Source organism: Comamonas kerstersii, from assembly GCF_002056725.1.
Lineage (GTDB): Bacteria > Pseudomonadota > Gammaproteobacteria > Burkholderiales > Burkholderiaceae_C > Comamonas > Comamonas kerstersii.
Window position 1 is genome coordinate 2,552,135 of sequence record NZ_CP020121.1, and the last position, 26,200, is coordinate 2,578,334.

A 26,200-nucleotide genomic window follows, 5' to 3' on the forward strand; every position below is an offset into this window, starting at 1 on the left:
GTACAAGGCTGCAAAGGGACGAAAGGCTTGCATGTCCTGTACGCGCACAGAACATGCAAGCCAGTGTGAAGTGTAGCGGCCTGTGTGCGTGCTGCAGCGTTTATTCGCAGCCAGGCGTCTGCGTAAATCTGTATGGCAAGCGTGCGCAGAGCGTGAGGACGCTATGGCTGCGTGAGCCACAGGGTGATGCAGATGACCAGTCCCACCAGCCCGGCCAGCAAAAGCAGAGGGCTGACGTAGTACAACGCAGCGGGCATCAAGCTTTGGAGAGCAATACTTTCAAGCATGGCGTATTCCTTCCGGGGGGGGGGCAGCGGATACGGCGCCCCGCATGTGCACTACTACCTTAGTGCGGTGGTTCACAGGGGCATGTAGGCAAAAGTCGCATGCTGCTCATGTTACGGTTTTGCTTTTAAAAACATAGCTTTTAGCGCTTGACATACCTGTGTTTCAGATGCTTTTATATTTGAAAACATTGAAATACTTGCGCTAGCAGCTTTCAAATTCATAGCTTTCACGCTGGGCTCTATGGGGCCAGACGCAGCATGGTTAAAAGCCAGGCGGCGTGCTGTACCGAAGCAGCCCGTGTGAGAATCGCCGCCAGCGGTCAGTCGTACCGCCCTTATTCCATGCCCCGTGTGGGCTGTTTATTAAGCTGCCGAGTGCTCCGTCTCGGTGGTGGATTCAAGAAACGGATCATTCATGACTACTTCTTTTGCCCGCCGCTTGGTGATCAAGCAGGCGTTGCTTGCCGTTGCCGCAACTTCTGCCCTGACTGCTTTCTCGGCCTCTGCTGCCGACAAGGTGCTGCGCGTGTCCGCGATTCCTGATGAGGCGCCGACCGAACTGCAGCGCAAGTTCAAGCCTCTGGGTGAATACCTGTCCAAGGAAACCGGCATGAAGGTCGTGTTCACACCTGTGAGCGACTATGCCGCCGTGGTTGAATCGCTGGCCACCGGCAAGCTGGACATGGCCTGGCTGGGCGGCTTCACTTTTGTGCAGGCCAAGATTCGCACCAATGGCACGGCCAACCCCATCGTGCAGCGTGCGGAAGATGCTGTGTTCACTTCGCGCTTCATCACGGCAGACCCTAACATTAAGTCGCTGCAAGACCTCAAGGGCAGGACCTTTGCCTTTGGCGCGCCTTCGTCCACTTCGGGCAGCCTGATGCCGCGCTACTTCCTGCAGCAAGCCGGTCTCCAGCCTGAAAAAGACTTCAAGAATGTGGCTTTCTCGGGTGCACATGATGCCACCGTGGCCTTTGTGGCTGCGGGCAAGGCCGATGCCGGTGTGCTGAACACTTCCGTGTGGGACAAGCTGGTCGAATCCAAAAAGGTGGACCCTGCCAAGGTGCGCGTGTTTGCCTCCACCCCAGAGTACTTCGACTACAACTGGACGGTGCGCGGTGATCTGGACCCAGCAATCACCAAGAAGCTGACCGAGGCTTTCCTCAAGCTGGACCCTGCCAATCCTGAACACAAGGCCATCATGGATTTGCAGCGAGCTTCCAAATTTATTCCCACCAAGCCAGAGAACTACACAGGCATTGAAGAAGCGGCCAAGTCCGCAGGCCTGCTCAAGTAATTGCTGCTTTTGTGCGACCTACAAGCCAGCCTTTGCGCTGGCTTGTGGCGTTCAACCCGCTTCACAACCCTTGATACGTCGTTGCTCAGCCTTGTCGTACGACTTGTACTGCCTGCGGCTTCGCTCCAGCGCGGCCCGGCCTCGTCTCAAACGCAAACCTGTGGTTTGCTGGGTTGTGCCAGCGGTTCTTGGTGCCGTTCTGTTTTTTTGATTACAAGCCAAATTGGCATCTAACGCTGATGTAGCAAGCGCTGGCAGCTATATTTTGCGGAGTAACGCTATGAGCTTTTCTTTGCAGGGGCTGGGGCTGACCCATGCCAACGGCCATGTGGCGCTGGCCGATATCACGCTGCGTGCCGCGCAGGGCGAGAGCATTGCGCTGATTGGCCCCTCGGGCGCGGGCAAAACCACGCTGCTGAGCACGCTGGGCACGGCGCTGCCACCGACGCTGGGGCAGATCGAAGTGCTGGGTCAGGCCGTGCCTTTTGATTCCAGATCCGGCCTGCGTCAACTGCGCGCGCGCATTGGCACGGTGCATCAGGCCGTACCCATTCCGCCGCGCCAGCGGGTGGTGACGGCGGTGCTCGCAGGCAAGCTGGGGCAGTGGCCAGCGTATAAGTCCTTGCTGTCACTCATCCACCCGCAGGACATGCCCGGCGCACAGGCTGCGCTGGCACGGGTGCATCTGGCCGACAAGCTGTTTGCGCGCTGCGACCAGCTCTCGGGCGGGCAGCTGCAGCGCGTGGGCATTGCGCGGGTGCTGTACCAGGAGGCGCAATTGATTCTGGCGGACGAGCCTGTGTCTGCGCTCGATCCGACTTTGGCGCTGGACACGATTGAGCTGCTGGTGCATGAAGCCAAGGCACGCCACGCCACCCTGGTGGCCAGTCTGCACACCGTGGAGCTGGCGCTGCGCTGCTTCGAGCGCATTGTGGGTATTCGCGATGGGCGCATTGCCTTTGATCTGCCTGCTGCTCAGGTCACACCAGCCCAGCTGCAGGCCCTGTATGCCGCGCAGCCCACTGCCGTGGCGGCTGAAGCAGCACCGGGCGCAGAACCTGCCTTGCCACTGCATGGGTGCCGCTGATGCCGAGTAGCAAGCAGTCGATCGCTTTGCGTGACCCCGCCGCGCGTTCGCGCCTGTGGGGTGCTGTGTTGGCCGTGGTGGTGCTGTGGCCGCTGTTCGATGGTGCAGGCGTCAGTGTCTCGGCATTGTTCGATGCAGACAACCTGCGGGTGATTGGCGGCTTTCTCGCCAACTTTCTGCCGCCAGACACCAGTGCTGAATTCGCTGCTTATCTGTGGCAGGCCACGCTGGAAACCCTGGCCATTGCCACCTTGGGGCTGCTGCTGGCCTTTGTGCTGGCGGTGCCGCTGTCGTACCTGGCTACCAGTGCCGTGCGTGAACGTGCCAGCCAGAACCCGGTAGCCCGTGCGGTGATGACGGTGCTGCGCGGCATCCCCGAACTGGTCTGGGCACTGGTGTTTGTGCGCGTGTTTGGCCTCGGGCCAGCGGCCGGTGTGCTGGCGCTGGGGCTGACCTACGGCGGCATGCTCGGCAAGGTCTATGCCGAAATTCTGGAAAGCGAAGACGGCGCCGCCGCCCGTGCCTTGCTGCGCACTGGCAGCCCACGCGCGCTGGCTTTGTTGTATGGCCTGCTGCCGCTGGCCTCCAAGGAACTGGTGTCCTACACGGTCTACCGCTGGGAATGTGCGATTCGCGCCTCGGTGGTCATGGGCTTTGTGGGGGCCGGGGGGCTGGGCCAGCTCATGGATCAGGCCATGAAGATGCTCAATGGCGGTGAGGCCTGCTCCATTCTGCTGGTGTTCGTGGTGCTGGTGCTGCTGGCCGATGCGTTGTCGGGCTGGCTGCGCCGCAGTCTGGATGTGCCGCCCGCTGCGCGCACTTCAGCCTTTGGTGTGCGCAGTGTGGTGGTACTGCTGGCCGTGGCTGCGGGTGTGGTGGCCAGCTGGCGGCTGCTGGACATGGATCTGGGCGCGCTGTTCACGGCCGATGCGGCCTCCAGCATGGGCGACTTTGTCTCCGGTTTTTTCCCGCCAGACACCAGCCGTGCATGGTTGTGGCAGGTGCTGGTCGGTATCTGGGAGACGCTGGCCATCTCGGTGGTCGGCACTTTGCTGGCGGCTGTCGCTGGCTTGCTGCTGGCGCTGCCTAAATTTCGCGCACCGTGGAATGTGCTGCTGAATGTGCTGCGCTCCGTACCTGAGCTGGTCTGGGCCACCATCACTGCGCTGGCCGTGGGCTTGGGGCCGTTTGCGGGTGCACTGGCACTGGCTTTGCACACGGCAGGCGTGCTGGGGCGGCTATATGCCGAAGCGCTGGAGAACGCACCCAGCCAGCCCGCGGAGGCCCTGCGCCGCACAGGCAGCAGCCGCGCCATGGCGTTTCTGTATGGCACCTTGCCGGGGGCTGCGCCGCAGCTGGTGGCTTACACCCTGTACCGCTGGGAGATGAACATCCGCATGGCCGCCATCCTTGGCTTTGTGGGTGCAGGTGGTCTGGGGCAGCTGCTGTATTTCAAGCTCTCGCTGTTCCACTACGCCGAGGCCAGCACCGTCATCATCGCCATGCTGGCGCTGTCGATTGCAGTGGATCAGGCCAGTGCGTGGTTACGGCGCAGCATGCGCTGATGCGGCCTGCGCATTGCGCAGGTGCGGCACGATCAGCTCCAGCAGCACGGGGCTGATCTGTGCATCCAGCTGGTGGCGCATGCCGCGAATGATGTGCAGCTGCGCCCCGGCAATCGAGCGAGCAGTTGCTGCCCCGCCGCCGGGGTGGACGATGCGGTCTTTGTCACCGTGGATGACCAGCGTCGGCGCTTCGATGCGGTAGAGCGCGGCGCTGCGGTCGCCTGCAGCCAGAATGGCCGTCACCTGGCGCTCATAGCCCAGACGCGCCTGTTCCGGGTCAGGGATGCGCTGCCAGGCCTGGGCCACATAGTTGCGCCACGCGTCCTCAATGCCCGGCACCTTGGGGTCGCCAATGTGGCGCATGATGCGCACATAGTTCTCCTGGGCCTGCTCCAGCGTCTGCGCGGCGCGGCTGAACAGCATGCGCAGCACGGTGGAGCCTGCGGCCTGACCAACGCGCGGGTTGCCCGTGGTGGAAAAGATGGACGTCAGTGACAGCACCTTGTCTGGATATTGCGCGGCCAGGTTCTGCGCAATCATGCCGCCCATGGACATGCCCAGCACGTGGGCGCGTGCAATGCCCAGCACATCCAGCAGCTGGGCCACATCGTCTGCCATGTCGCGAATGTGGTAGTGCCCGGGCGGCACGCTGCGCAGCAGCAGACGCCAGCGTGGCGGCGGCAGCTGCGGCAGATGGCTGGAGCACCCGACGTCACGGTTATCCAGCGTGATGACCCGCAGCCCCGCCTGTACCAGCCCGTCGATCAATGCCATGGGCCAGGACACCAGCTGCAGCCCCAGCCCGGCAATCAGCACGATGGCCGGGTGTTCGGGCTGGCCATAGCTGCGATAGCACAGCTGCAGGCCACTGGGCAAGGTGGCGAACTGGTCGGAAGCTGGGTCGGCAAGAGGCAAGGCGTGCTGCATGGGTGAAAGCGCAAATGACACAAAGGCCCACATTGTGGCGGCAGCTGCAAAAGGCAAGAGGCCGGGTAGAGGATAGGCCCCATGCCCTTTGGTCAGCCACAGCGCACAATGCAGGCAAAGCCGGAACAAGGCGGAGACAGGAGACACAGGTGCAGTGGAAAAAATTAGCGCTGGGCGCTTTGGTGGTGGCAGGGGCCGCTGCCGTAGGGGGATGGTTCAGTCTGGACAAGGAAACGCGGGGCCTGCTGGCTACGTTCCCGACGAACCGTGATTTGCTGTTCTGGTCTGAGCCGCAGCGCGATGCGGCCTTCCGTGCGCTGGACCGCATTCCGCTGCTGGCGCGCTCGCATATGGTGCCAGCGAGCGGCACGCCATCACCGCTGCCGCCCGGAGAGCCGCTGCCGCTGCGCACAGATATCAATGCCTTCATGGCGGGTCAGCGCAGTGCCGCGCTGCTCATCGTGCAGGGCGGCAAACTGCGGCTGGAGCGCTATGGGCTGGACTTTGATGGCGCGGGCCGCTGGACCAGCTTTTCCGTGGCCAAGTCTTTTACTTCGACGCTGGTCGGCGCTGCGCTCAAGGATGGCTATATCCGCAGTCTGGATGACAAGGTCAGTGACTACATTCCTGACCTCAAGGGCTCGGCCTATGACGATGTCAGCGTGCGCCAGCTGCTGACCATGACGTCTGGCGTGCAGTGGAACGAAGACTATGCCGACCCGCAGTCCGATGTTGCGCGCTTTAACAACCACCAGCCCGAAGCGGGGCAGGAAGCCCTGGTCAGCTATATGCGCCAGCTGCCGCGCGCAGCGCCGCCCGGCACGCGCTGGCTGTACAGCACAGGGGAAACCAATCTGGTGGGCACGCTGGTGCAGCAGGCCACGGGCAAGCCGCTGGCCACCTATCTGGCCGAAAAGGTGTGGGGGCCAGCCGGTATGGAGCACGATGCCACCTGGCTGGTGAGCAAGACCGGGCAGGAAGTTGGCGGCTGCTGCATCCAGGCTTCACCACGTGACTATGCCCACATGGGCCTGTTTATTCTGAATGGTGCCAAGGTGGATGGCCAAAGCATCGTGCCTGATGGCTGGTGGGAGGCTGCCACCACCAAGCAGGCCGACATTGGCCGGCCCGGGCATGGCTATGGCTACCAGTGGTGGACCAATGACGATGGCAGCTACGCCGCGCGGGGCATTTTTGGGCAGGGCATCTTTATCGACCCCCAGCGCGAGCTGGTGATTGTCACGAACGCCAACTGGGCCGGTGGCGCGTGTGACCCGGCTGCCATGAAGGCGCGCGAGCAGTTCTACCGTGAGGTGCAGCAGGCGGTGGATGCCGAACAGCAGCGCAGCAAAGACTGACGCTGCAGGCCATGGCTGTGCCGCGCCACAATGGCAGCCATGCCAAGTTCTGATTTCTCTGCTTCTTTGCCCGAGCACTTTGCGCCTGTGGCGCTGGACAAGTGCTACCGCCTGCTCAACCACGGCCCCACGGTGCTGGTCTCGGCCCAGCATGATGGGCATGCCAATGTGATGGCAGCCGCCTGGGCCTGTGCGCTGGACTTCCACCCGCCCAAGGTGACGGTGGTGATTGACAAGGCCGCCTTCACACGCGGGCTGATTGAGCAGTCCGGCCGCTTTGCCCTGCAGTTGCCTACGGTGCCGCAGGCAGCGCTGACGGTGGCGCTGGGCAGTACCTCCGCCCACCAGATGCCCGACAAGCTGCAGCAGCACGCCGTGCCGCTGTTTGCCTCACCCCTGCATGGCACGCCGCTGGTGGCCGGCTGTGCTGCGTGGCTGGAGTGCCGTTTGATTCCTGAGTCGCACAACCAGCAGGCCTATGACCTGTTCATTGGCGAAGTGGAGGGCGCCTGGGCTGATGTGCGCGTGTTTGCCAACGGGCACTGGCAGTTTGAGCACGCCCCGGATGCACTGCGCACCCTGCACTATGTGGCTGGCGGCCATTTCTACGCGACAGGGGCTGTGGTGGAGGTGGAAAACTGATAGCGGATAGCGCAGGTTTTATGCGGATTTGAGATGAAAAATGCTTGCAAACGCTGTATAGATCTGCGCAAACCGCTATATTTTGAAGGGGGAAGGCCTGGCGCACCAGCGGTTTGAATGCTTGGCGAATAAAATAGTTTGCAATGCAAATTATTTATCCGTATTCGAACTGAACGCATGTCTTCTTCTGTGATGCACACACAGGCTGCCACTGAGCAGCCTTTTTTTGGTCATTTGCTCATGGGCGTGAGCCGTACCTGGCGCAGCGTGCTGGAAGTGCGCCTGCGTGAGCTGGGGCTCACGGATGCCACCTGGGCACCTTTGTTTCACCTGCATGCCGCAGCCCAGCCCCTGAACCTCAAGCAGCTGGCCCAGCGCGTGGGGCTGGACAGCTCCAGCCTGGTGCGGGTGGTGGATGTGCTGGAGCAGCGCGGCCTGCTGCAGCGCCAGCAGGATGCGGCAGACCGGCGCAACAAGCAGCTGCTGCTGACCGAGCAGGGCCATCTGATGGTGGCGGATGTGCGTGCCAAGCTGCAACAGGCCGAAAGCCAGCTGCTCGCAGGCATGGATAGCGCTGTCATTGAACAGCTGTACGCTGGCATGATGCTGCTGCACGAGCGCCTGTGCGCCCTGCAGCAGCAAGACCGTGCAGAAGGAGTGGCGGCATGAGTGTCACGGTTTCTGCTGCCGCGCAGCCTGGCTGGCAGCAATGGGCGCAGCGTGCAGGTTTTAACTCGCAGGTGCTGGTCTTTGCCCTGCGCACGGCGCTGGCCGCCTTTGTGGCTTTTGTGGTGGCCAAGGCCATGGGGCTGGAGCATGCCAACTGGGCGGCCATGTCGGCCTGGGCTTCCAGCCAGCCCTTGCGCGAGCATTTGCTCTCGCGCGGTATGTACCGCTTTGCCGGTTCGCTGCTGGGGGTGATCTATGCCGTGGGTCTGGTGCTGCTGGCGCAGGACAACCTGTGGCTGCTGGCGCTGGGCCTGGCGGTGTGGGGCGCGCTGTGCGCTTTCTGGGGCAATGCACAGCGCGGCTTCATGGTCTACGGCTGGATGCTGGCGGGCTACTCGGCCGCCATGGTGGTGCTGCTGCACCACGGCCCGGCAGCCAGCATTACCGACTTGGCCTGGGACCGCATGCTCACCGTGGTGACGGGCGTGGCTGCGGCACTGTGTGTGTCATGGTGCTTTGCGCCGCGGCGCAAGGCCATGGTGCTGATTGGTCAGAGCCGCCAGACGCTGGCCCAGGTGCTGCAGGCTGCCATGGCGCAGATGCAGGGCCAACCACGCCCTGCAGGCTGCGAGAGCGCTGTGTTGCTCAGCCGCCTGGCCGAGGTGGATGAGTTGCTGGATCTGTACCCCGAAGGCTCGACCCGTGCACGCCGCACGGCACAGGCCATCCACTGGCAGCAAAGCCAGGCCATGGAGCTGCTCTACCAGCTGCAATGGCTGGCGCAAGGGCTGTCCAGCAAGACACTGTGTACGCCCACCGCAGCGGCGCAGCTCTTGCCTGTACTGCAGGCCGTGGTGCAGCAGTTGCAGCACGCGCCTGGAACGGACGAAGCGCAGCTTTACCGTGTCGTGCAGCAGGCGGGCGAGCTGGTGCAGCGCCAGATAGCTGCTGACACGGTGGGCAACCAGGTGCTGGCCCAGGTGGCGGCGCTGCTGCAGGCCGTGCAGGCGGGGCTGCATGCCGAGCAGCATGATCTGGGGCAGCAGGAAGTGGGTGAGGGCACCAGTGTTTCCATTCCTGTGACACCCTTGCACCGTGACTGGATGGGTGCGCGCCAGGCGAGTGTGCGCACCGGCGGCACCATGCTGCTGGTGGGGGCGGCATGGGCCTGGACGGGCTCCAGCGTCATGGCTTTCTGTCTGCTGGGGCTGTCGGTCATGCTGCTGGTGTTTTCTTCATTTGAAAGCCCCAGCCGCACCATGCTGTATGTGCTGCGCGGCCAGATTATTGGTGCGGTGCTGGCATTGATCTGCCAGCTGTGCGTATGGCCCTTGGCCTCATCTTCCTGGGACATGGTCTGGATGACGCTGCCCTTTGCCCTGATGGGCGGCTTGCTGTTTGCCCACCGCCGCACGGCCATGGGGGCCATGGACACCAATATGGTGATGTTTATCCTGCTGGCGCCACGCTTTCCGGACACCCTGGGCGCACAGGCCCATCTGAGTCTGGCGCTGGCCATTGTGGCCGGCCCTGCGCTGGCCTGGGGCATTTACCGGCTGATTTACCCCACGCAGGCTGTGGTGCGCATGCGCCACCTGCTGAGCATGATGTGGCAGCAGCTGCCTGCTGCCGCCGTACAGGCACTGCAGGGCGGCACGCCCGATGCGCAGTGGCGCGCACAGCTGCACCACCGGGTGCTGCGCCTGATGCGCTGGGCAGACAAGACGCAGTGGGCCAGCCGTTCCTTGCTGCCCAGCTATGGCATGGCGCTGCGCAGCACGCAGTCCGTCGTGGAACAGCTGCAGCACTGGCGCAGCACACAGGGTGCGCAGGCCCCCGCCCGTAGCTTGCGGCGCGCAGAGCTGGCGCTGCGCCGACTGTCCAAGTGGCAGCTGGAGCGCGCAGAAGGGGGTGTTCCGCAAGGCTTGCAGCAGGCCTGGCAGGCACTGGCCCAGCAGCCTGGACTGCCCCCCGCACTGGCGGCCAAGGTACGGCGCGTAGCCGGGCATGATCTGGCGGTGCTGGCCCAGCTGCAGCAGGCACTACAGACCAAATAATGGCCGCAGCAGGCGCAAAAAAGCCCAGGTGTGCATGCACCTGGGCTTTTTGTCTGGCATCACGGGGGCAGGGCGAAGCCGATCAGAGGCTGGCGCGCTCCAGCACCAGCACATCAATCGACGAAGGCACACCCAGTCGCACGGCAAAACCGGGCCATAGACCTGCGCCATTGCTCACAAACAGGCGCATGGGGCCCACTTCATAGAGACCGCTGACAAAGCCGTCATTGGCGGGGGCGACCAGCCACTGGTCCATGCCCTTGATATGACCGCCATGGGTATGCCCGGCAATTTGCAGATCCACCCCATGCGGGGCATAGCTGCGTGCCATCTTGGGCTGGTGGCCCAGCAGGATGTGGAACTCAGCCCCTGCGGCCTTGGCCTGTGCGGCCACGGCTTCAATATCAGGCGGCACGCCTTCGGGCTTGCTGGGGTCTGCGTTTTGTCGGGAAAGGCGTCCATAGGCGGGATCGCCCACGCCAGAAATGGCCAGCCTGTGGCCACGCACGTCCATGACGTGGGCCTGGTTGACCAGGTAGTGCATGCCCTGCTGGCCATAAACCTTGGCCCAGGCATCAAAGCCGCTGTAGTACTCGTGGTTGCCGGGGGCAGCCCATACGCCCAGAGGTGCTTTCAGGCCAGCCAGTGGGGCAATATTTTTGGACTGGGTGGCTGCATCGCCATCGACCATGTCGCCGGGCAGCACCACTATGTCGGGCTGTGCAGCATTCAGGCGCTCGACCAGTGCCTGCACATATTCGGCATTGTTGACGGGGGTGGCATGGATATCTGCCAGCACACCAATGCGCAGGCCTTCCAGCGCCTCAGGCAGATTGGGCAGGGCAATGCGGTGCTCACGCACCTCTGGTACACGCGTGCCCTGGATCAGTCCATAGCCGCACAGCAGCAGACTGATGCCAAGCACCACACAGGTGTTGCGTGGTGCCAGCACGGGGCGTGCACCACCATGCCCGCGTGCCAGACGCAGGATGAGGGCCAGCACATCGCGCACTAGCGCCCAGACCAGCCCCATGCCCATTGCAGCAAACAGACCGCCGCAGATGAGCTGCAGGGGCGCCAGCTGCTCATAGGGCAGCCATTCGTTGCGCATGGCCAGAATCAGCAGTGCGGGGCTGATGATCAGCAGCGTGCTGATGCCCAGCAGCCACCAGAAAGCACGGCGCTGGGCGCGAAACAGCGGATACCACAGCCACAGGGCCAGCAGTGGTGCCGCGAAAGCAATCAGAAAAACCATGATGAAAACCGGAAGGATTCGGATAGTCAGCGCAGGACAGAGCCGCAGAGCATAGCAACAGCTGCAGAACCCCCAGAGCCTGCGCACCAGACCGTAAGGAAATGCATCCTGCACCTTGCCTGACAAAACGGCTATGCAGGCTGGTACACCATGCGCACATACGTGCCCGGCATGGGCGCGGGATGCACGGTGCAACAGGAACTGGAGGTTTGCAATGCCATACAAATGCATGAAGCAGCTGGGGCTGGCGCTGGCTGCCGTGGTGGTATCTGCCTCGGCCATGGCAGGGACTGCCGTGGGGGCAGGGGTGACCTGGACTTTCGGCGGCCCCAAGCCCATGGCGGGGCCAGCGCTAGGCATCAAGCTGTTTTCTACCGACAAGGAACAAAAGGGTGCCGCCTATATCGGGGTGGATTACTCATTCAGTGACCATGGCCTGCGCCCCAATGTGGGGCTGGCCTATCTGGCCAAGCACAAAACCTATATTGGCGCTGACATTGGCTACTCCTTTACCCAGCAGGGCGCAGACTTTGGTGCGGGGCTGGGTTTTGTAGACAGCAAAAAGCGCGACTGATCCGCACTCCCTGGATTCCCAAGCTTCCTGCTCGCAGGTTGCAAGGCTTGCAGGCAGCATGGCTGAGCTGCAACGGGGATAATTACGCCCCTTATGCCTTTGAAGATCACGTTCCCCGAATCGCTTCCCGTATCCAGCCGCCGTGAAGAAATCATGGAGGCCATGGACCGCCACCAGGTCATCATCGTCTGTGGTGAGACGGGTTCGGGTAAAACCACACAGCTGCCCAAGATTGCGCTGGCACTTGGCAGAGGCAAGGTCAATGCGCAGCCCGATGCCAATGGCCAGGTAAGAGGCCATCTGATTGGCCACACCCAGCCGCGTCGTATTGCGGCGTCATCCGTGGCCAAGCGCATTGCCGAAGAGCTGGACACGCCGCTGGGCGAGGTGGTGGGCTACAAGGTGCGTTTTCAGGACACGCTGCAAAAGGGCGCTTCCGTCAAGCTGATGACGGACGGCATCTTGCTGGCCGAGACGCAGACCGACCCGCTGCTCAAACAGTACGACACGCTGATCATTGACGAGGCGCACGAGCGCAGCCTGAACATTGACTTCTTGCTGGGCTACATCAAGCAGATCCTGCCCAAGCGCCCCGACCTGAAGGTGGTGGTGACTTCGGCCACGATTGATGCCGAGCGCTTTGCCAAGCATTTTGAAGGCCCCAAGGGGCCAGCGCCGGTCATCATGGTTTCGGGTCGCACTTATCCGGTGGAAGTGCGCTATCGCCCGTTTGAGGAAAAGAAAGACTACGACCTCAATGACGCCATTGCCGATGGCGTGGATGAGTTGTGGAACGGCGGCGCCAAGGGCGGCGATATTCTGGTCTTTTTGCCCGGTGAGCGTGAGATCCGTGAGGCGGCCGATCACCTGCGCAAGCATCTGCAACACCAGCCTGCACTGCGCAGTGCCGAGGTACTGCCCCTGTTCTCGCGCCTGTCACAGGCCGAGCAGGACCGTATTTTTGATGGCCACACGGGCCGCCGCATTGTGCTGGCCACCAATGTGGCCGAAACCTCGCTCACAGTTCCAGGTATCCGATACGTCATTGACGCAGGCACGGCGCGTGTGAAGCGCTATTCCTTCCGTAGCAAGGTGGAGCAGCTGCTGGTCGAGCCGATTTCGCAGGCAGCAGCCAACCAGCGCGCAGGCCGCTGTGGCCGCGTGGCAGACGGTATCTGTATTCGCCTGTATGACGAGGCAGACTTCAGCAGCCGTCCCCCATTTACCGACCCGGAAATCCTGCGTTCTTCGCTCGCGGGCGTGATCCTGCGCATGAAGTCGCTGGGTTTGGGCGATGTGGTGAACTTCCCGTTCCTTGAAGCTCCTTCTGGCCGCGCGATTGCTGACGGCTACCAGCTGCTGGCCGAACTGGGCGCGGTGGACGAGCGCGGCAACCTGCTGCACATGGGCAAGGAGCTGTCGCGCCTGCCGCTGGACCCGCGTGTGGGCCGCATGATTGTGGAGGCGCGCGAGCGCGGGGCCTTGGCTGAAGTGCTCATCATTGCCGCGGCGCTGAGCGTGCAGGACGTGCGTGACCGGCCGCTGGAAGCGCAGCAGCAGGCCGATCAGCAGCATGCCAAGTTTGATGACGACAAGAGCGAGTTCACCGGCTATCTGCGCCTGTGGAAGTGGCTGCAGGATGCGCGCGGCGGCAAGGTGGTGGCCAAAAGCCGCAAGGAAATGGCCGCACAAAATGCCCCCGCTGCCAAACCCAACGCACGCAACCAGTCCTTTTTGCCGGTGAGCCAGCGTGCCAGCGGTGCGCAGGTGGAAGGCTCGGTGGAAGAACGCCTGGCGCTGTTCAACCCGGCGGAAGACCAGGAGGCCGACACCCACAAGCTCAGCAACCGCCAGTGGGAGCAGTTGCTGCGCCAGAACTTCATCAACATCCGGCGCGTGCGCGAGTGGCGTGATATTCACAGCCAGCTGCTCACCGTGGTGAAAGAGCAGAAGTGGCTCATCAATAACGAACCTGCAGGTTATGACGCTGTGCACCTGTCCATGCTGTCTGGCCTGCTGGGCAATATTGGCTACAAGGGCGAAGAAAGCGAAGCCTATCTGGGCGCGCGTGGCATCAAGTTCCACCCACACCCCGGTGCGCACCTGTCCAAAAAGCCCGGGCGCTGGATTGTGGCGGCCGAACTGGTCGAAACCTCGCGCCTGTATGGCCGTGGCATTGCGGCGATTGAGCCGCAGTGGCTGGAAGAAGTCGGCGCCCATCTGCTGAAAAAACAGCTGCTCGATCCGCACTGGTCTAAGAAGCAGGCCGATGTGGTGGCGCAGGAGCGCGCCACGCTCTATGGCATCGTGGTCTACAACAACCGCAGCGTCAGCTATGGCCGCGTGGACCCCGATGCGGCGCGCACCATGTTCATCCGCCAGGCGCTGGTCGAAGGGCAGTGGGATACGCACTGGCATTTCCTGGCGGCCAACCAGAAGATGGTGCGCAAGATTGAGGACCTGGAACACAAGTCTCGCCGCCAGGACGTGCTGGTGGACGATGAGTTGATCTACGCCTTCTACGAGCAGCACATCCCCAAGGGTATCTACAGCGGCGCTACCTTTGACAAGTGGTTCCGTCTGGAAAGCAAGGGCAAGCCGGAGCTGCTGCGCCTGTCCAGGGATGAGCTGATGCGCCATGAGGCCGCAGGCATTACCACCGAAAACTTCCCTAAGGTAGTCAAGCTCGGCGGTGTGGACTGCACGGCCAGCTACCTGCACAGCCCCGGTGACGCACGCGATGGCATCACGGTGAGCGTGCCGCTGTTTGTACTCAATCAGGTGAGCGAAGAGCGTGCGGAGTGGCTGGTGCCCGGCATGCTCAAGGACAAGATTCAGGCGCTTCTGAAGAGCTTGCCGCAGCGCCCGCGCAGCCGCTTTGTGCCGCTGCCTGAAAGCGCGACGCGGCTGGCCGAGCTGTTCACCCAGCCCGAGCGCTGGGCAAAGGGCAGCCTGATTGATGTGCTGCTCAAGCAGGTGCGCGATGAGACCTCGCTGGATGTGAAGCGCGCAGACTTTAAGCTGGACATGCTCAGCCCGCACCTGTTCATGAACTTCCGCGTGCTGGACGAGCATGGCCGCCAACTGGGCCAGGGCCGCAATCTGGCTGCACTCAAGGCAGAGTGGGGTGCCAAGGCGCGTGGTGCTTTTCAGGCGCTTGCTGCATTAAAAGTAGCTGCTAGCGCTGATCAATCAAGCAATTCAGATAGAAAAGTATCTGAAAACAAGCAGCAGCAAGCGCAAGCAGCTCCTAAAAATGAGAAGCCGGCCAAGGCTGCTCCCACGCAAAAAGCCGAGCAGCGCTACACGAGTTGGGCCTTTGGTGAGCTGCCAGAGTTGATGGAAATCAGCAAGGGCAATACCACGCTGATTGGCTTTCCCGCCCTGATCGACCACGGCACCGAAGTTGGCATTGAGGTGTTTGACGAGCCTGAAGTGGCCGCCGCCAAGCACCGCGTGGGCCTGCGCCGCCTGTTTGCGCTGCAGATCAAGGATGCGCTCAAGTACCTGGAAAAGAACATCCCCGACCTGCAGAAAATGGCCGTGGCCTATATGCCGCTGGGCACGCAGGAAGAGCTGCGCCAGCAGATCATTGATGTGGCCATTGACCGTGCCTTTTTGCAAGACCCATTGCCTGCCAGCGAAGCCGACTTCAAGCAGCGTGTGCAGGATGGCCGTGGCCGCCTGACCTTGATTGCCAACGAAGTGGCGCGCATGGCCGGTGTCATCCTGACCGAGTACGCTGCGGCGGCGCGCAAGATCAAGGACACCAAGAACGCGCCGGATGCCACCAAGGATGCGGCAGAGCAGCTGGGCAAGCTGATGCCCAAGCACTTCATCGCCGTGGCACCCTGGACGCAGCTGGGCCACTATGCGCGTTACCTCAAGGCCATCACTGCGCGCCTGGACAAATACCGCGCCGACCCTGCGCGTGATGCCGCCAAGCTCAAGGAGCTGCAACCGCTGGAGCAACGCTACTGGCGTCTCGTGGCCGAGCGCAAGGGGCAGGTGGACGCACGCATGCAGGAATACCGCTGGATGCTGGAAGAGCTGCGCGTGAGCTTTTTTGCGCAGGAGCTGCGCACGCCATATCCGGTCAGCGCCAAGCGTCTGGACAAGGTCTGGGCGCAGCTGCAGTATTGAGCGTCACTTCAGCCAAAAAACACCATCACCCACACCACAGCCCGATCCACTGCTGGGTCGGGCTTGTTTTTTAAGGACTTTTCATGACCGATATCACCCAGGACCTGCGCGTGGTCGCCATTGACAACGACAGCTACGCCCAGGCCGTGGCCGCTGCACGCGCCTACCGCATGGGCGATGACCCCTCAGGTTTTGCTTTCACCGGCAAGGCCACCTTGATGTTCCAGCGCGAGCACGAAGAATGGGAGCACAACGCCTTCAGCAGCACGCCGCTGATTCGCTACGTCAACCCTGTAGAAGGCGCGGCTGACGCCGATGAAGTGCAAAGCGACAACTTTTTGCGCGCTGTCTCGCACCAGGTCACCTATATGCACATTCCTGCCGAGTGCAAGGACATGGAGGTGGACGACGTCTGGGCCATTGACTGCGAATTTCTGATGTTTGCCATGCCCCACCCCGTGGAAGAGGGTGAAACTGCCTGGCTGCTGGTAGCAGGCCCTGAGAACCGCACGATTGCTTCCAGGCACACGGTGCAGGAGTTCCAGCTGGCGGAGATCAAGGCAGCGGCGAAAGAATTGGGCCTTTAAGCGGGCAATAAAAAACCCCTGCGGATGAGGCAGGGGTTTGACAGGCAAGTGGCCTGTGTTTACTGGATCACGGCGCCAGAGGCTTTCACCACCGCTTCGGAGTTGGCAAAGTCCTCGCGGAACATGGTCTCAAACTCCTGAATGCTCATGGCCTTGGGCTCTGCGCCCTGGGCCAGAATGGCTTCCTGCACGGCGGGCTGGGCCAGCAGCTTGTTCACTTCGGCATTCATCTTGGCGGTGATGGCTGCAGGTGTACCAGCGGGCATGAACAGGCCGTACCAGGTGCTCACGTCAAAGTCCTTGATGCCTTGCTCCTGCATGGTGGGCACATCAGGCAGCGAAGTGGCGCGCTGGGCAGAAGTTACAGCCAGGGGGCGCAGCTTGCCAGCCTTGATCTGGCCAATGGCCGATGGCACGGAAGACACCAGCAGGTCCACATTGCCCGCGATGGCATCCATCAGCGCCGGGTTGGAGCCCTTGTAGGGCACGTGGGTCAGCTGGATGTCGGCAGCCTTTTCAAACAGGTGGCCAGCGATGTGAATGCTGGTGCCGTTGCCAGGCGAGCCGTAGGTGATCTGGGTGGGCTTGGCCTTGGCGGCAGCCACCACATCTGCAATCGTCTTGTAGGGGGAGTTCACGCTGGTGGCGATGATCACAGGCGTATAGGCCACGTGTGCCACAGGGGTCAGGTCCTTGACGGGGTGCCAGGGCAGGCTCTTGTACAGGTAGGGGCCAAGCACCAGATTGTCTTTCTGGCCCATCACCATCTCATAGCCGGTAGGTGCAGCCTTGGCAGCTTCCGTAATGCCGATGGTGCCGCCTGCGCCAGCCTTGTTTTCGGGAACAACGGTCCAGTTAGTGGCTTCGGTCAGCTTGTTGGCGACGACGCGGGAGAGAATGTCTGTGCCGCCACCGGGAGGAAATGGAATCACCAGACGAATGGCCTTGCTGGGATAGTCTGCAGCGTCTTGGGCAAAGGCAGGGGCGGCAACACCTGCAGTCAACGCCAAGGCAGTGCAGGTGATCAGTTTGCGGTACATGAGAGTCTCTCCAGAACACAGGTATCTAAAACAGCAGCAGGCCCTGTGCAACACACAGCAGAGCGGAAACTGCTTTCAAGCAAATTTGTGGGCCTGTCGACAGCGAAAGGGTGTTCACCATCTGGCGCGGAGTTCCTCTATGGAACCTGTCTGTATATAGCCCGCAGGGGTTGCCTGCGGGATGATCACGGGCTGTGCTGACCGATCAGATCGCACAGCGCGGTGTGGCCCACTTGACTCAGACAGGTTCTTGGGATGTGTGAATGTTAGCGCCGTAATTGTTTGTACAAGGTCAAACGCTGCAAAAAATACATTCCGATTCGGCATCGGCTCAGGATGTTCTGTGCGCATCGCACGAAGCCATGCAGCGCGAATCAAGCAGAGCCAATCAACCAAGTTTAGGCCTGTCGCACATCCGCAATCACAGGATCGCCAAAGTCCTCGCGCTCCAGCCAGGCCAGAACGCGGGCGCCTGCTGCTTCGGGCGAAGTGAGCTGGCCATTGGCCTTGAGGTCCGCAAAGCGGCCGACGCCCGGAAAGTCCTCCACGCTGGCGCTGCGCAGCTGCAACTGCATGTCAGTATCAATCACTCCAGGAGCCAGTGAGCAGATCTTGGCGCCATGGGGCTTGCTGGCTTCATCCAGCGCTACGGACAGCGAGAAGTTGTCCATGCCAGCCTTGGCGGCACAGTAAGTGGCCTGCGAAGCAATGGCGCGGCGGCCCAGGCCAGAGGAAATATTGAGCACCCGGCGGGGAATGCTCCAGTTTTCCGTCGCCTGCAAAAATGCCGAGGTCAGCAGCATGGGGGCTTCCAGACCCACACGCAATGCGTGGCTGATAGCGCTCCAGTCCGTATGCGACAGCGGTGCAATGGGGGGAATGACGCCAGCGTTATTGATCAGCACCACACGGGCATAACGGCTGGCTTCCTGTGCAGCCAGCCAGCTGCGCAGTTGCTGGGCGGCCGTATCGGGAGCAGACAGATCATGCTGCCACTGCTGCAGCGTGGCCTGGTGGGTCTGGGCCACGGCTTCCAGTGCGTCATTGCGATGGCGTGCCATGGTGATCAGGTGGTGGCCCTGTTCGAGGATCTGACGGGCCATGGCCAGACCCATTCCGCGTGAAGCGCCAGTAAGTATGTAGAGCTGAGGTTTCATGGGCTGGATCGTAACGCGCCTGCCTGCTGTACAAACAGTTGGCATATCAGGGATTGGCTGACAGCCTGCAGCAGTTCAGGCTTGAACAATCAATGCGTCAGGCAACCAATGCAACTGGTTTTAACAAGTGACTCAAAGGGAGCAGGAATGACCCAACGTGTAGCGGATTTGATGGTGGAGATTCTGGCGCAGGCAGGTGCGCAGCGCTGTTATGGCATTGTGGGCGATACGCTGAACTACTTTACAGATGCCATCCACAAGAGCAAAAAGCTGGAATGGGTGCACATGCGCCATGAAGAGGCAGGTGCTTTTGCCGCAGGTGCTGATGCCCTTTTGACAGGGCAGCTGGCGGTGTGTGCGGGTTCATGTGGCCCAGGCAGCCTGCACTTTATCAATGGTATTTTTGAGAGCAACCGCAACCGCTCGCCACTGGTGCTGATTGCCAGCCAGCTGGGCACGCCGCAGCTGGGCACGCAGTTCCCGCAGGAGGTGGATTTCCTCAAGGTCTACAGTGAGTGCACGGTATTTGCCCAGCAGATCAACCACCCCAGCGAAGCGCGCCGCATTCTGACGCAGGCCTGCCAGGCTGCGCTGAACAAGCGTGGCGTGGCGCTGGTGGTCGTGCCGGTGGATGTGAGCAGTGCCGAGGTGCCGGAAGGCTTGCCTTTTAACGTGCATGTGCCGCAGCCTGTGGTGCGTCCTTCCGATACCGAGCTGCAGGCCATGGCACAGCTGCTCACAGAGGGCAAAAAGGTCGCCATCTACTGTGGCTCTGGCGTGGAAGGTGCGCACGATGAGCTGATTGCGCTGGCCTGCAAGCTCAAGGCCCCGATTGGCCATACCTCGCGCGCCAAGGACTTTGTGGAATACGACAACCCCTTCAACATGGGCATGACGGGGCTGTTGGGCATTTCCTCTGGCTACGAGATGATGGAGCAGTGCGACACGCTGCTGCTGCTCGGCGCGGACTTTGCCTGGTCACAGTTCTACCCGAACAAGGCGCGCATCATCCAGGTGGACAAGGAAGTCATGCACCTGGGCCGCCGCCATCCGGTGGATCTGGGTGTGGTGGGCGATATCGTGCCTACGCTGCAGGCCCTGCTGCCGCTGCTGACCGAAAAGACCGATGACAGCTTCCTGCAGACCTGTCTGAAGCACCGTGAACATGCGCTCAAGACGCTGGAGGCACAGGAGCGCGTGGGCAAGGGTGATGTGATTCACCCCCAGCATGTCTACCGTGTGATCAGCGAACTGGCGGCAGAAGACGCCATCATTGCAGCCGACTGCGGCTCTTCCATGGCCTGGCTGCTGCGTCACCTCAAGGTCAACGGCAAACGCCGCACGCTCACCAGCATGCTGCATGGCACCATGGCCAATGCCATGCCACAGGCGCTGGGCGCACAGAAGGCATTCCCCGGGCGGCAGGTGATTTCCGTGTCGGGCGATGGCGGTCTGGCCATGCTGATGGGCGACTTGCTCACTACGCTGCAGGAAAAACTGCCCATCAAGATCGTGGTGCTCAACAATGGCTCGCTCAATTTTGTGGAGCTGGAGCAAAAGGTCGATGGCCTGCTGAACAACTACACCGACCTGGTCAATCCTGACTTTGGTGCGGTGGCGCAGGCCTTGGGCATGTGGGGCCACAGTGTGCGCAAGGCCGATGAGGTGGAAGCCGGCGTGCGTGAGCTGCTGGCACAGCCCGGCCCGGGCTTGCTGAGCGTGCATACCTCACCGTTTGAGCTGGTCATGCCTCCTACGGTGCAGGCCAGCCAGGTGGTCAGCACCACGCTGTACGCCGCCAAGGCATTGATCAGCGGCCGCGCAGAAGACGTGGAGCATCTGCTGGTCGATAACTATGTGAAGTAATCGCAGCTTGCCGAGTGCTTCTCGTAAAAAAACCTGCATCGGTATTCGATGCAGGTTTTTTTGATGGCGGAGGCTTGCTTACTGAAAGGCGCTGGTGATGTCGCCTGCCTGCGTGGCAAACGTGGCCAGCTCCAGGTACTTGCTGGCTGCGTTTGATTGCTGCAGCTGCTGCAGATCGATGCTGATGTAGTTCAAGGCGTTGTAGCTGCGGATGTGGAACTTGCGCTGCTTCAGATCCGACAGCGCCGTCCAGGAGGTGTACTCCGAGATATAGCGTGGGCTACCTGTGACGCCGGGGGCGGTCATGTCCTGCAGGCCTGCCTTGAAGCGCTCATCCACCGTGATGCCGCGCGGACGGTCGAAGTTGTTCATCACATGCGCCAGCGTAACCAGTGCCTGCTCTGGCGTCTTGGCTTTCTCGGCAAATGTGGCGTAGTACACAGCACGTACAAAGCGACCGACCGAGGTGTTGGACGAAGGCAGAGCCACGGTGGCGATGCCAGAGTCTGGCTGCTGCAGTTGCACGCCTTTGATGGTGAGCCTGGACTGGTCCTTGTTGCTCAGAAAGGTGTAGTTGTTCAGATTGGTCAGATGCCACTGGAATTCCGGGCCGTTGGTCATCACGCCAATCGGGTTGTCGATGACGTTCTGCTGCCCGTTGGCGAACTCGATGACGATGGAAGCCCCCGTGGCATCGTGCAGGGTGTAGTGGAATGGTGTCTTGAGCACGCCAAAGGGCAGCAGTGCGGTGACCAGTGCGGGCGTTTGCTCCAGTGCCTGCTTGACCTCGGCCACGGTAGCGAAATTGGCGAGTGTCCATGCTCCCAGATCAATAGCTGCCAGCGCTGACTGTGTCTTGTCCAGCTGGTCCTGTGGGCCTTCGGTGCTGGCAAAGGCCAGCAGGCTGAAGCTCATGCCGGCTGCATTCATGCCTTCTGCCACCTTCTGGTCCTTGGAGACAGGGTCAGGCACGGTCACGGCAATGAAGGCGTATTTCGACTGGTAGTTCAGTGGGGCATGGCCTTTGACCGTGGATTGAAACTCGGAGCCTGGCGCAAAGTAGGCCAGCTTGTAGGGCAGCTCCATGGGCAGCTCCATGGTGCGGCCGGCATAGGGGGCATGGTTGGCATCTGTGTAGAGCAACGATGTGCACATGGTGTTCTCCTCAAAGAAATCGGTGCATGGCGCAACAAGGCGGCATGGCAGGGCTGGTGTGCTGGGTCTAGGCAGTTATGGCTGTGAACGGCTGGGCAGTGCAGGCAGCATGGTAGCGGTTGGCGTCTCTGGCAAAGAGGTGCTGCTAGCCGTGGGTAGCCAGCTGGCATCGGCAGACACCATGGTGCCCATGACAAAGGCCAGATTGGCTGCGGCGGCTACGGCCGCATATTGCGCTTCAGCCAGAGCCTGGTTGGCTTTGTTGAGCTGGATGGCTGACTCAGTCAGCAGCACGGTGCTGATGCGCCCGACTTTGTAGGCCTCCAGTGAGGCATCGTGCACCACGCTAGCGGTTTCCACCAGCTCTGTGGCTGCTTCATGGCTTTGCAGTGCCGTCTGAAGTACCTGCTCTGCCGCAACAATTTCGCGCACGGCCGTCATCTGCAGGTGCTCCAGTTGCAGCTGGGCTTGCTCTTTGGCCAGCTCGGCCTTGCTCAGCTGGGTAGAGCGCAGGCCGGCGTCATACAGCGGAATGGAAATACCCAGCAGCACGCCAGACCCTGTGTTCTGCACGCCCAGGCCTGAGAGATTGCCGGCCTGGAAGGTGGAACTGTTCTTGGCCAGCCCTGCACCCATGTAGACCTTGGGCATGAAGGCGGCTTTGGCAGCACGCTGACCAGCATCGGCAATCTTGACGGCCGCATAGGCGGCGGCGATATCTGCGCGCTGGGCAATGACTTGCTCGATGCGCTGTTGCGTCAGGGGGGCGGAGGAGGCGGGCAGTTCCTGCAGTCCTGGCGCTGCCACCTGCAGCTGGGTGTCGGGCGGCAACCCCACAGCCTGCATGAGTGCCAGATAGCTGGAGCGCTCCAGTCCCTCATGGGTGACGACATTGAGCTTGCCCTGTGCGAGTGCCTGTTTGGCCAGCGCCAGATCAATGCGGGTAGCCAGTCCACCTTCCAGACGGGCAGTGACCGCCTGCAGCACATGCTCGTGCTGCTTGAGCGACTTGTGCGCCAGCTGCGTATTGGTGCGCGCAGCGTTGTAGCGGTAGTAGGCATCCGTGACGTCACGGATGACCTTCTGGTGTGCGGCATTGAACAGAATATTCGTGGTCAGTGCCGTGTACTGCGTGCCTTCGCGAATGGCATCGCGCTCACCGAAGTCAAACAGCAGCCAGGTCAGCGTCAGCATGGGCGTGGTGCCGCTGACCTTGTTGTCGACATCCACCGTGCCCAGCTCCAGTGGCAGCTTGACGGGAATGCGCAGGCGCTGCTCGCCAGTGATGACGCTGGCGGTCAGCGAAGGCAAAAACAGTGCATCGGTCAGGCCGATGGAGAGGGCTGCCTCACGTGCACGGTTCCATGCCAGCCGGGTGCTGGGGTTCTCGCGCTGGGCGATATCAATCAGCTGCGGCAGGGTCAGCGCCGTGTCGCTGGGGTAGATGGCGCTGGGCTTGAAGGTCTGCAGCGCTGGAACAGCAGGGATGGTAAACACCTGGCTTTCACCAGCTGTGTGGACAGTGCTGGACTGGGCAGGCAGATCCCAGGCGCTGCTGTCTGCCTGCCAGGCCTGTGCAGGTGTTTCGGGCAGGCGCAGATCGGCGGGTGTGGTGCAGCCCGTCAGTGCGCCCAGTGTCAGGGCAGCAAGGCCTGCAGGTCCGTAGCGGAAACAGGTGCGTAGTGGCATCAGCTTAGTCCTCCAGCCATGACTTTGTTTTGCAGGGCATGGACTTGTTCTTGAATCTTGGGGTCTTCGAGCGATAGTTCGCCAAAAGCAGTTTGCAGATAAATGCTCTCGAGCGCGTTGATGCTTTGCTGCATGCGCGTTTGCTCGGAGACGGGAATGTGCAGCACGGCCGCTTCGTATTTGCTGGAGATCACCTGCTCGCGCAGGGTCTGCAGCTGCGGCAGCAGCTCAGGCAATGCAGCCTGCATCTGCAGCGCAGCCTGGGGCTTGTGGATGAACAGGTCCAGCCCGCGAATATGCTGGCGCAGCATCTTGATCACGCGTGAGGCCGAGCTGACGGGCCAGATCTGCGTGAACACGATAAACAGCATGAAGTTGCCCAGCAAAATGCCGTAGATACGGTCCAGGGCTACGGAAATCTTGACGTCTGGTCCAAAGCCCTGCAGCACGGTCAGCACAAAGGCCAGGCCAATCTGCACCCCGGCGTAGGAGATGCGCTCCGAGCCCTGGGCCACCCAGGCTGCCACCATGCAGCCCGCAAATACCAGTGCCATGAGCTGGCCGATATTGGTCATGTGTGGCATCAAAAAGTAAATCGATGCAATGCCCATGGCCGCGCCCACCAGACATCCACAGATGCGCAGGACCAGCTTGTGAATGGTCTCGCCCACGGTGCCCAGTGCAGCGACATAGCAGGTGATCATGGCAGTGTGAATGTCTTGCCATTGCAGCGCGGTATAGGTCAGGTAGCAGACCACGGCGCAGAAGGTGACCTTGGTGCCGAATTCCGCATAGCTGCTGTTGTGTGCGACATCACGGTTGAAAAAGCCATCCTTGGGCAGTGGTGACTTTTCAATGGCATAGGGCGGCAGGGCTGGCAAATGCTGAAAGCGGGCTTCCACATCCTGCAGCAGCGCAGGCAGAGGCTGGTCGCTGCTCACGTGGGCAGGCTTGTCGAGCAAGCGGCCGTGCTGCAGAGCATCGGCCACATGGTCGCAATACTGGCCCCAGCGGGTGCGCAGTTCGGTGGGCACGCTGTCTGGCGGCAGTGCACTCCAGGCCGCCATGAGCTGGTACTGGCTCAGTGCAAGCTGCTTGAGCTGCTGCAGGCGCTGCCTGGGCAGCAGGAAAAACAGCGTGGTGAAGAGCAGCATCTTGTCGATGTCTGCATTGCCTTCGCGCAGAAAGGGCAGCAGCTCGGTGGCAGGCGCATGGCCTTTGACAACGGCTGCCAGCGTCTGGCTGCGGCGCAGCAGGTGGCGCTGTGCCAGACGTGCAGGCGAGGGGCCCAGCATGGCCAGCACAATGAGCATGATGGCCATGGGAGCCACGGCCATGAGTGCCGCGTACAGGATGGCACGGGTCAGCAGTTCACCAAAGGGCGCAATGCCGACCAAGGTCATGATGAAGCCAATCACCAGTGCCACGATGCTGCCCACTTCGCCCACCTTGCTGGCCACGCTCAGGTACATGAAGAGAAAGGAGCCAATGCAGAGGATGAGCATGCGCACCAGCAGGCTGTCGACCGACAGCACAGCCAGCCCCACCAGAATGGGAATCATGATGCCCACCAGCACAATGACGCCTATGCCCATGAGCAGGCTGTCGGTGGAGTTGGGCTTGACGACAAACAGCACCAGATAGCAGGCAATAGGCGCCAGTGGAATCTGGTAGACCATGAAGACCATGGCTACCAGGGCGCAGACCAGTGCCGTGCGCCAGGTCATGGCCAGGCGCCCTTCGTAAGGCGCCAGTTCCGTGCGCAGGAAGTGCTGCAGTGTGGAACCGCTCATTCGCATGTCTGCTGTGCACGAATGGTGACGGTGGCAGACGCACCCATGCGCATCAGATCAGCAGGTGGGTTGTCCAGTTGGATGCGTACCGGAAAGCGTTGTGCCACACGTACCCAGTTCAGCGACTTTTGCACATAGGGCAGGCTGCGTGGCAGGTTGATGACTTCTTCACTGTTCACCCCCCAGCCAATATTGACGACCTTGCCTTTGATCTCTCGCTTGGGATCAGCCAGCACGTAGACGGATGCACAGGCACCCAGTGGAATGTCGGTCAGCTCGGTTTCCAGATACAGCGCTTGGGCATACCAGCTTTGTGTCTCAATCAGTGTGAACAGTGACTGGTCGGGCAGCAGGCGTTCTCCGGTTGCCACGCGCAAGCCAACGACCAGGCCATCATGCGGGGCGCGGACTTCGGTGTCTTGCAGTGCTTTTTCGGCGATGGCAACGGCAGCCTCAGCCACCTGCACGGCGGCTAGTGCGGCATCGGCCTGACCGACCAGATGCTGGGCTGCCTGATTCTGTGAACCAGCCTGGGACAGGCTGATCTGCGCGTCGCGCTCGGCCGTCAGTGCAATGTCCAGTTCCTGCTGCGTGGCATAGCCTTGTGCAACCAGAGGGCGCAGGCGCTCTACCGTGCGCTTGGCCAGTGCCAGGTTGGTTCTGGCGCGTGTGATCTGCTCCTGGGCAATGGTGGCGTTGGCAGATTCGGCCTTGATGACCCTGCCCTTGGTGTTCAGCGCAGCCTGGGCAATGGCCAGTTCGGCACGTGCCTGCTCCAGCCGCCACTGGTACAACTCTGGCTCCAGGCGGAAAAGCACATCGCCACGCTTGACGCGGGCACCGTCTTGCACCAGTAGCTCTGCAATCTTGCCGGGTACGGCTGTGCTGATGTGGACGACATTGGCCTGTATGACCGCATCATCCGAAGAAACATTGTCCTCCTGGTGGCGGTGGAAAAAGAGCAGACTTCCTAGCAGGCCCAGAAAAATCAATACGGCAATGAGTTTGGCCGCCAAAGGCTTTTTGCTGGCAGACTCTGTGGTGCTGGTCAT

Annotated in this window: 20 protein-coding genes; 11 read left to right on the forward strand and 9 right to left on the reverse strand. The window is 61.6% G+C overall.

Annotated features, from left to right (window positions below; all coding sequences use genetic code 11):
- Window positions 1-161: 161 nt before the first annotated feature.
- Window positions 162-287: a hypothetical protein gene (locus B5M06_RS17660; protein WP_275886662.1), complete on the reverse strand. Its 126-nt coding sequence runs from the start codon at window positions 285-287 to the stop codon at window positions 162-164.
- A 415-nt stretch (window positions 288-702) separates the two neighbouring features.
- Here B5M06_RS17660 and B5M06_RS11965 point away from each other — a divergent pair, with 415 nt between their 5' ends.
- From B5M06_RS11965 to phnE, 3 genes are all read left to right on the forward strand, one after another.
- On the forward strand, window positions 703-1,584 hold the full coding sequence (locus B5M06_RS11965; RefSeq protein WP_054067628.1) for a putative selenate ABC transporter substrate-binding protein: 882 nt from the start codon (window positions 703-705) through the stop codon (window positions 1,582-1,584).
- 280 nt (window positions 1,585-1,864) lie between these two features.
- The gene (locus B5M06_RS11970) at window positions 1,865-2,671 is read left to right on the forward strand and encodes a phosphonate ABC transporter ATP-binding protein (protein ID WP_054067629.1); all 807 of its coding nucleotides are present in this window, start codon (window positions 1,865-1,867) and stop codon (window positions 2,669-2,671) included.
- A complete protein-coding gene (phnE, locus tag B5M06_RS11975) occupies window positions 2,671-4,236 on the forward strand; it encodes a phosphonate ABC transporter, permease protein PhnE (RefSeq protein WP_054067630.1) in 1,566 nt (521 codons plus the stop codon). The genes B5M06_RS11970 and phnE overlap by 1 nt, the downstream gene beginning before the upstream one ends.
- Here the strand turns inward: phnE and B5M06_RS11980 are convergent.
- Window positions 4,216-5,163, reverse strand: a complete 948-nt coding sequence (locus tag B5M06_RS11980; RefSeq protein ID WP_054067745.1) for an alpha/beta fold hydrolase — start codon at window positions 5,161-5,163, stop codon at window positions 4,216-4,218. The two genes, phnE and B5M06_RS11980, sit on opposite strands and share 21 nt — an antisense overlap.
- A 149-nt stretch (window positions 5,164-5,312) precedes the next feature.
- Here B5M06_RS11980 and B5M06_RS11985 point away from each other — a divergent pair, with 149 nt between their 5' ends.
- The 4 genes from B5M06_RS11985 to B5M06_RS12000 all read left to right on the forward strand — a co-directional run bounded on the left by B5M06_RS11985 (window position 5,313) and on the right by B5M06_RS12000 (window position 9,889).
- Window positions 5,313-6,521 (forward strand): serine hydrolase domain-containing protein, encoded by a 1,209-nt coding sequence (locus B5M06_RS11985; RefSeq protein WP_054067631.1) that lies wholly within the window; start codon window positions 5,313-5,315, stop codon window positions 6,519-6,521.
- A 66-nt stretch (window positions 6,522-6,587) separates the two neighbouring features.
- The gene (locus B5M06_RS11990; protein WP_205245388.1) at window positions 6,588-7,163 is read left to right on the forward strand and encodes a flavin reductase family protein; all 576 of its coding nucleotides are present in this window, start codon (window positions 6,588-6,590) and stop codon (window positions 7,161-7,163) included.
- 177 nt (window positions 7,164-7,340) lie between these two features.
- Complete coding sequence (locus tag B5M06_RS11995) at window positions 7,341-7,832, forward strand: MarR family winged helix-turn-helix transcriptional regulator (RefSeq protein ID WP_054067632.1); 492 nt, start codon at window positions 7,341-7,343, stop codon at window positions 7,830-7,832.
- Window positions 7,829-9,889 carry an FUSC family protein gene (locus tag B5M06_RS12000; RefSeq protein ID WP_054067633.1) on the forward strand — a complete coding sequence of 687 codons (2,061 nt, stop codon included), beginning with the start codon at window positions 7,829-7,831 and terminating at the stop codon, window positions 9,887-9,889. Before B5M06_RS11995 ends, B5M06_RS12000 begins: the two co-directional genes overlap by 4 nt.
- An 82-nt stretch (window positions 9,890-9,971) precedes the next feature.
- On the opposite strand, the gene B5M06_RS12005 is transcribed toward B5M06_RS12000, so the two are convergent.
- On the reverse strand, window positions 9,972-11,144 hold the full coding sequence (locus tag B5M06_RS12005; protein ID WP_054067634.1) for a metallophosphoesterase: 1,173 nt from the start codon (window positions 11,142-11,144) through the stop codon (window positions 9,972-9,974).
- Window positions 11,145-11,358: 214 nt separating this feature from the next.
- Here B5M06_RS12005 and B5M06_RS12010 point away from each other — a divergent pair, with 214 nt between their 5' ends.
- The 3 genes from B5M06_RS12010 to B5M06_RS12020 all read left to right on the forward strand — a co-directional run bounded on the left by B5M06_RS12010 (window position 11,359) and on the right by B5M06_RS12020 (window position 16,448).
- The gene (locus B5M06_RS12010; RefSeq protein WP_130932682.1) at window positions 11,359-11,718 is read left to right on the forward strand and encodes a hypothetical protein; all 360 of its coding nucleotides are present in this window, start codon (window positions 11,359-11,361) and stop codon (window positions 11,716-11,718) included.
- Window positions 11,719-11,811: 93 nt separating this feature from the next.
- The gene (gene hrpA, locus B5M06_RS12015; RefSeq protein WP_054067636.1) at window positions 11,812-15,861 is read left to right on the forward strand and encodes an ATP-dependent RNA helicase HrpA; all 4,050 of its coding nucleotides are present in this window, start codon (window positions 11,812-11,814) and stop codon (window positions 15,859-15,861) included.
- Between the two features lie 83 nt (window positions 15,862-15,944).
- Window positions 15,945-16,448 carry a hypothetical protein gene (locus tag B5M06_RS12020; protein WP_054067637.1) on the forward strand — a complete coding sequence of 168 codons (504 nt, stop codon included), beginning with the start codon at window positions 15,945-15,947 and terminating at the stop codon, window positions 16,446-16,448.
- 59 nt (window positions 16,449-16,507) lie between these two features.
- Here the strand turns inward: B5M06_RS12020 and B5M06_RS12025 are convergent, their stop codons facing one another.
- Both B5M06_RS12025 and B5M06_RS12030 read right to left on the reverse strand, forming a co-directional pair.
- Window positions 16,508-17,488 carry a Bug family tripartite tricarboxylate transporter substrate binding protein gene (locus B5M06_RS12025; protein WP_054067638.1) on the reverse strand — a complete coding sequence of 327 codons (981 nt, stop codon included), beginning with the start codon at window positions 17,486-17,488 and terminating at the stop codon, window positions 16,508-16,510.
- A 398-nt stretch (window positions 17,489-17,886) separates the two neighbouring features.
- Window positions 17,887-18,645 carry an SDR family NAD(P)-dependent oxidoreductase gene (locus tag B5M06_RS12030; protein ID WP_054067639.1) on the reverse strand — a complete coding sequence of 253 codons (759 nt, stop codon included), beginning with the start codon at window positions 18,643-18,645 and terminating at the stop codon, window positions 17,887-17,889.
- A gap of 147 nt (window positions 18,646-18,792) precedes the next feature.
- On the opposite strand from B5M06_RS12030, the gene B5M06_RS12035 reads away from it, so the two are divergent.
- The gene (locus B5M06_RS12035) at window positions 18,793-20,511 is read left to right on the forward strand and encodes a thiamine pyrophosphate-dependent enzyme (RefSeq protein ID WP_054067640.1); all 1,719 of its coding nucleotides are present in this window, start codon (window positions 18,793-18,795) and stop codon (window positions 20,509-20,511) included.
- Between the two features lie 78 nt (window positions 20,512-20,589).
- Here B5M06_RS12035 and B5M06_RS12040 read toward each other — a convergent pair whose 3' ends face one another.
- The 4 genes from B5M06_RS12040 to mdtN all read right to left on the reverse strand — a co-directional run bounded on the left by B5M06_RS12040 (window position 20,590) and on the right by mdtN (window position 26,200).
- The gene (locus B5M06_RS12040; RefSeq protein WP_054067641.1) at window positions 20,590-21,666 is read right to left on the reverse strand and encodes a linear amide C-N hydrolase; all 1,077 of its coding nucleotides are present in this window, start codon (window positions 21,664-21,666) and stop codon (window positions 20,590-20,592) included.
- Between the two features lie 75 nt (window positions 21,667-21,741).
- Entirely contained in the window at window positions 21,742-23,355 is a 1,614-nt protein-coding gene (locus B5M06_RS12045) for a TolC family protein (protein ID WP_054067642.1), read from the reverse strand.
- Window positions 23,355-25,148 (reverse strand): FUSC family protein, encoded by a 1,794-nt coding sequence (locus tag B5M06_RS12050; protein ID WP_054067643.1) that lies wholly within the window; start codon window positions 25,146-25,148, stop codon window positions 23,355-23,357. Before B5M06_RS12050 ends, B5M06_RS12045 begins: the two co-directional genes overlap by 1 nt.
- Entirely contained in the window at window positions 25,145-26,200 is a 1,056-nt protein-coding gene (gene mdtN / locus B5M06_RS12055) for a multidrug transporter subunit MdtN (protein ID WP_054067644.1), read from the reverse strand. Before mdtN ends, B5M06_RS12050 begins: the two co-directional genes overlap by 4 nt.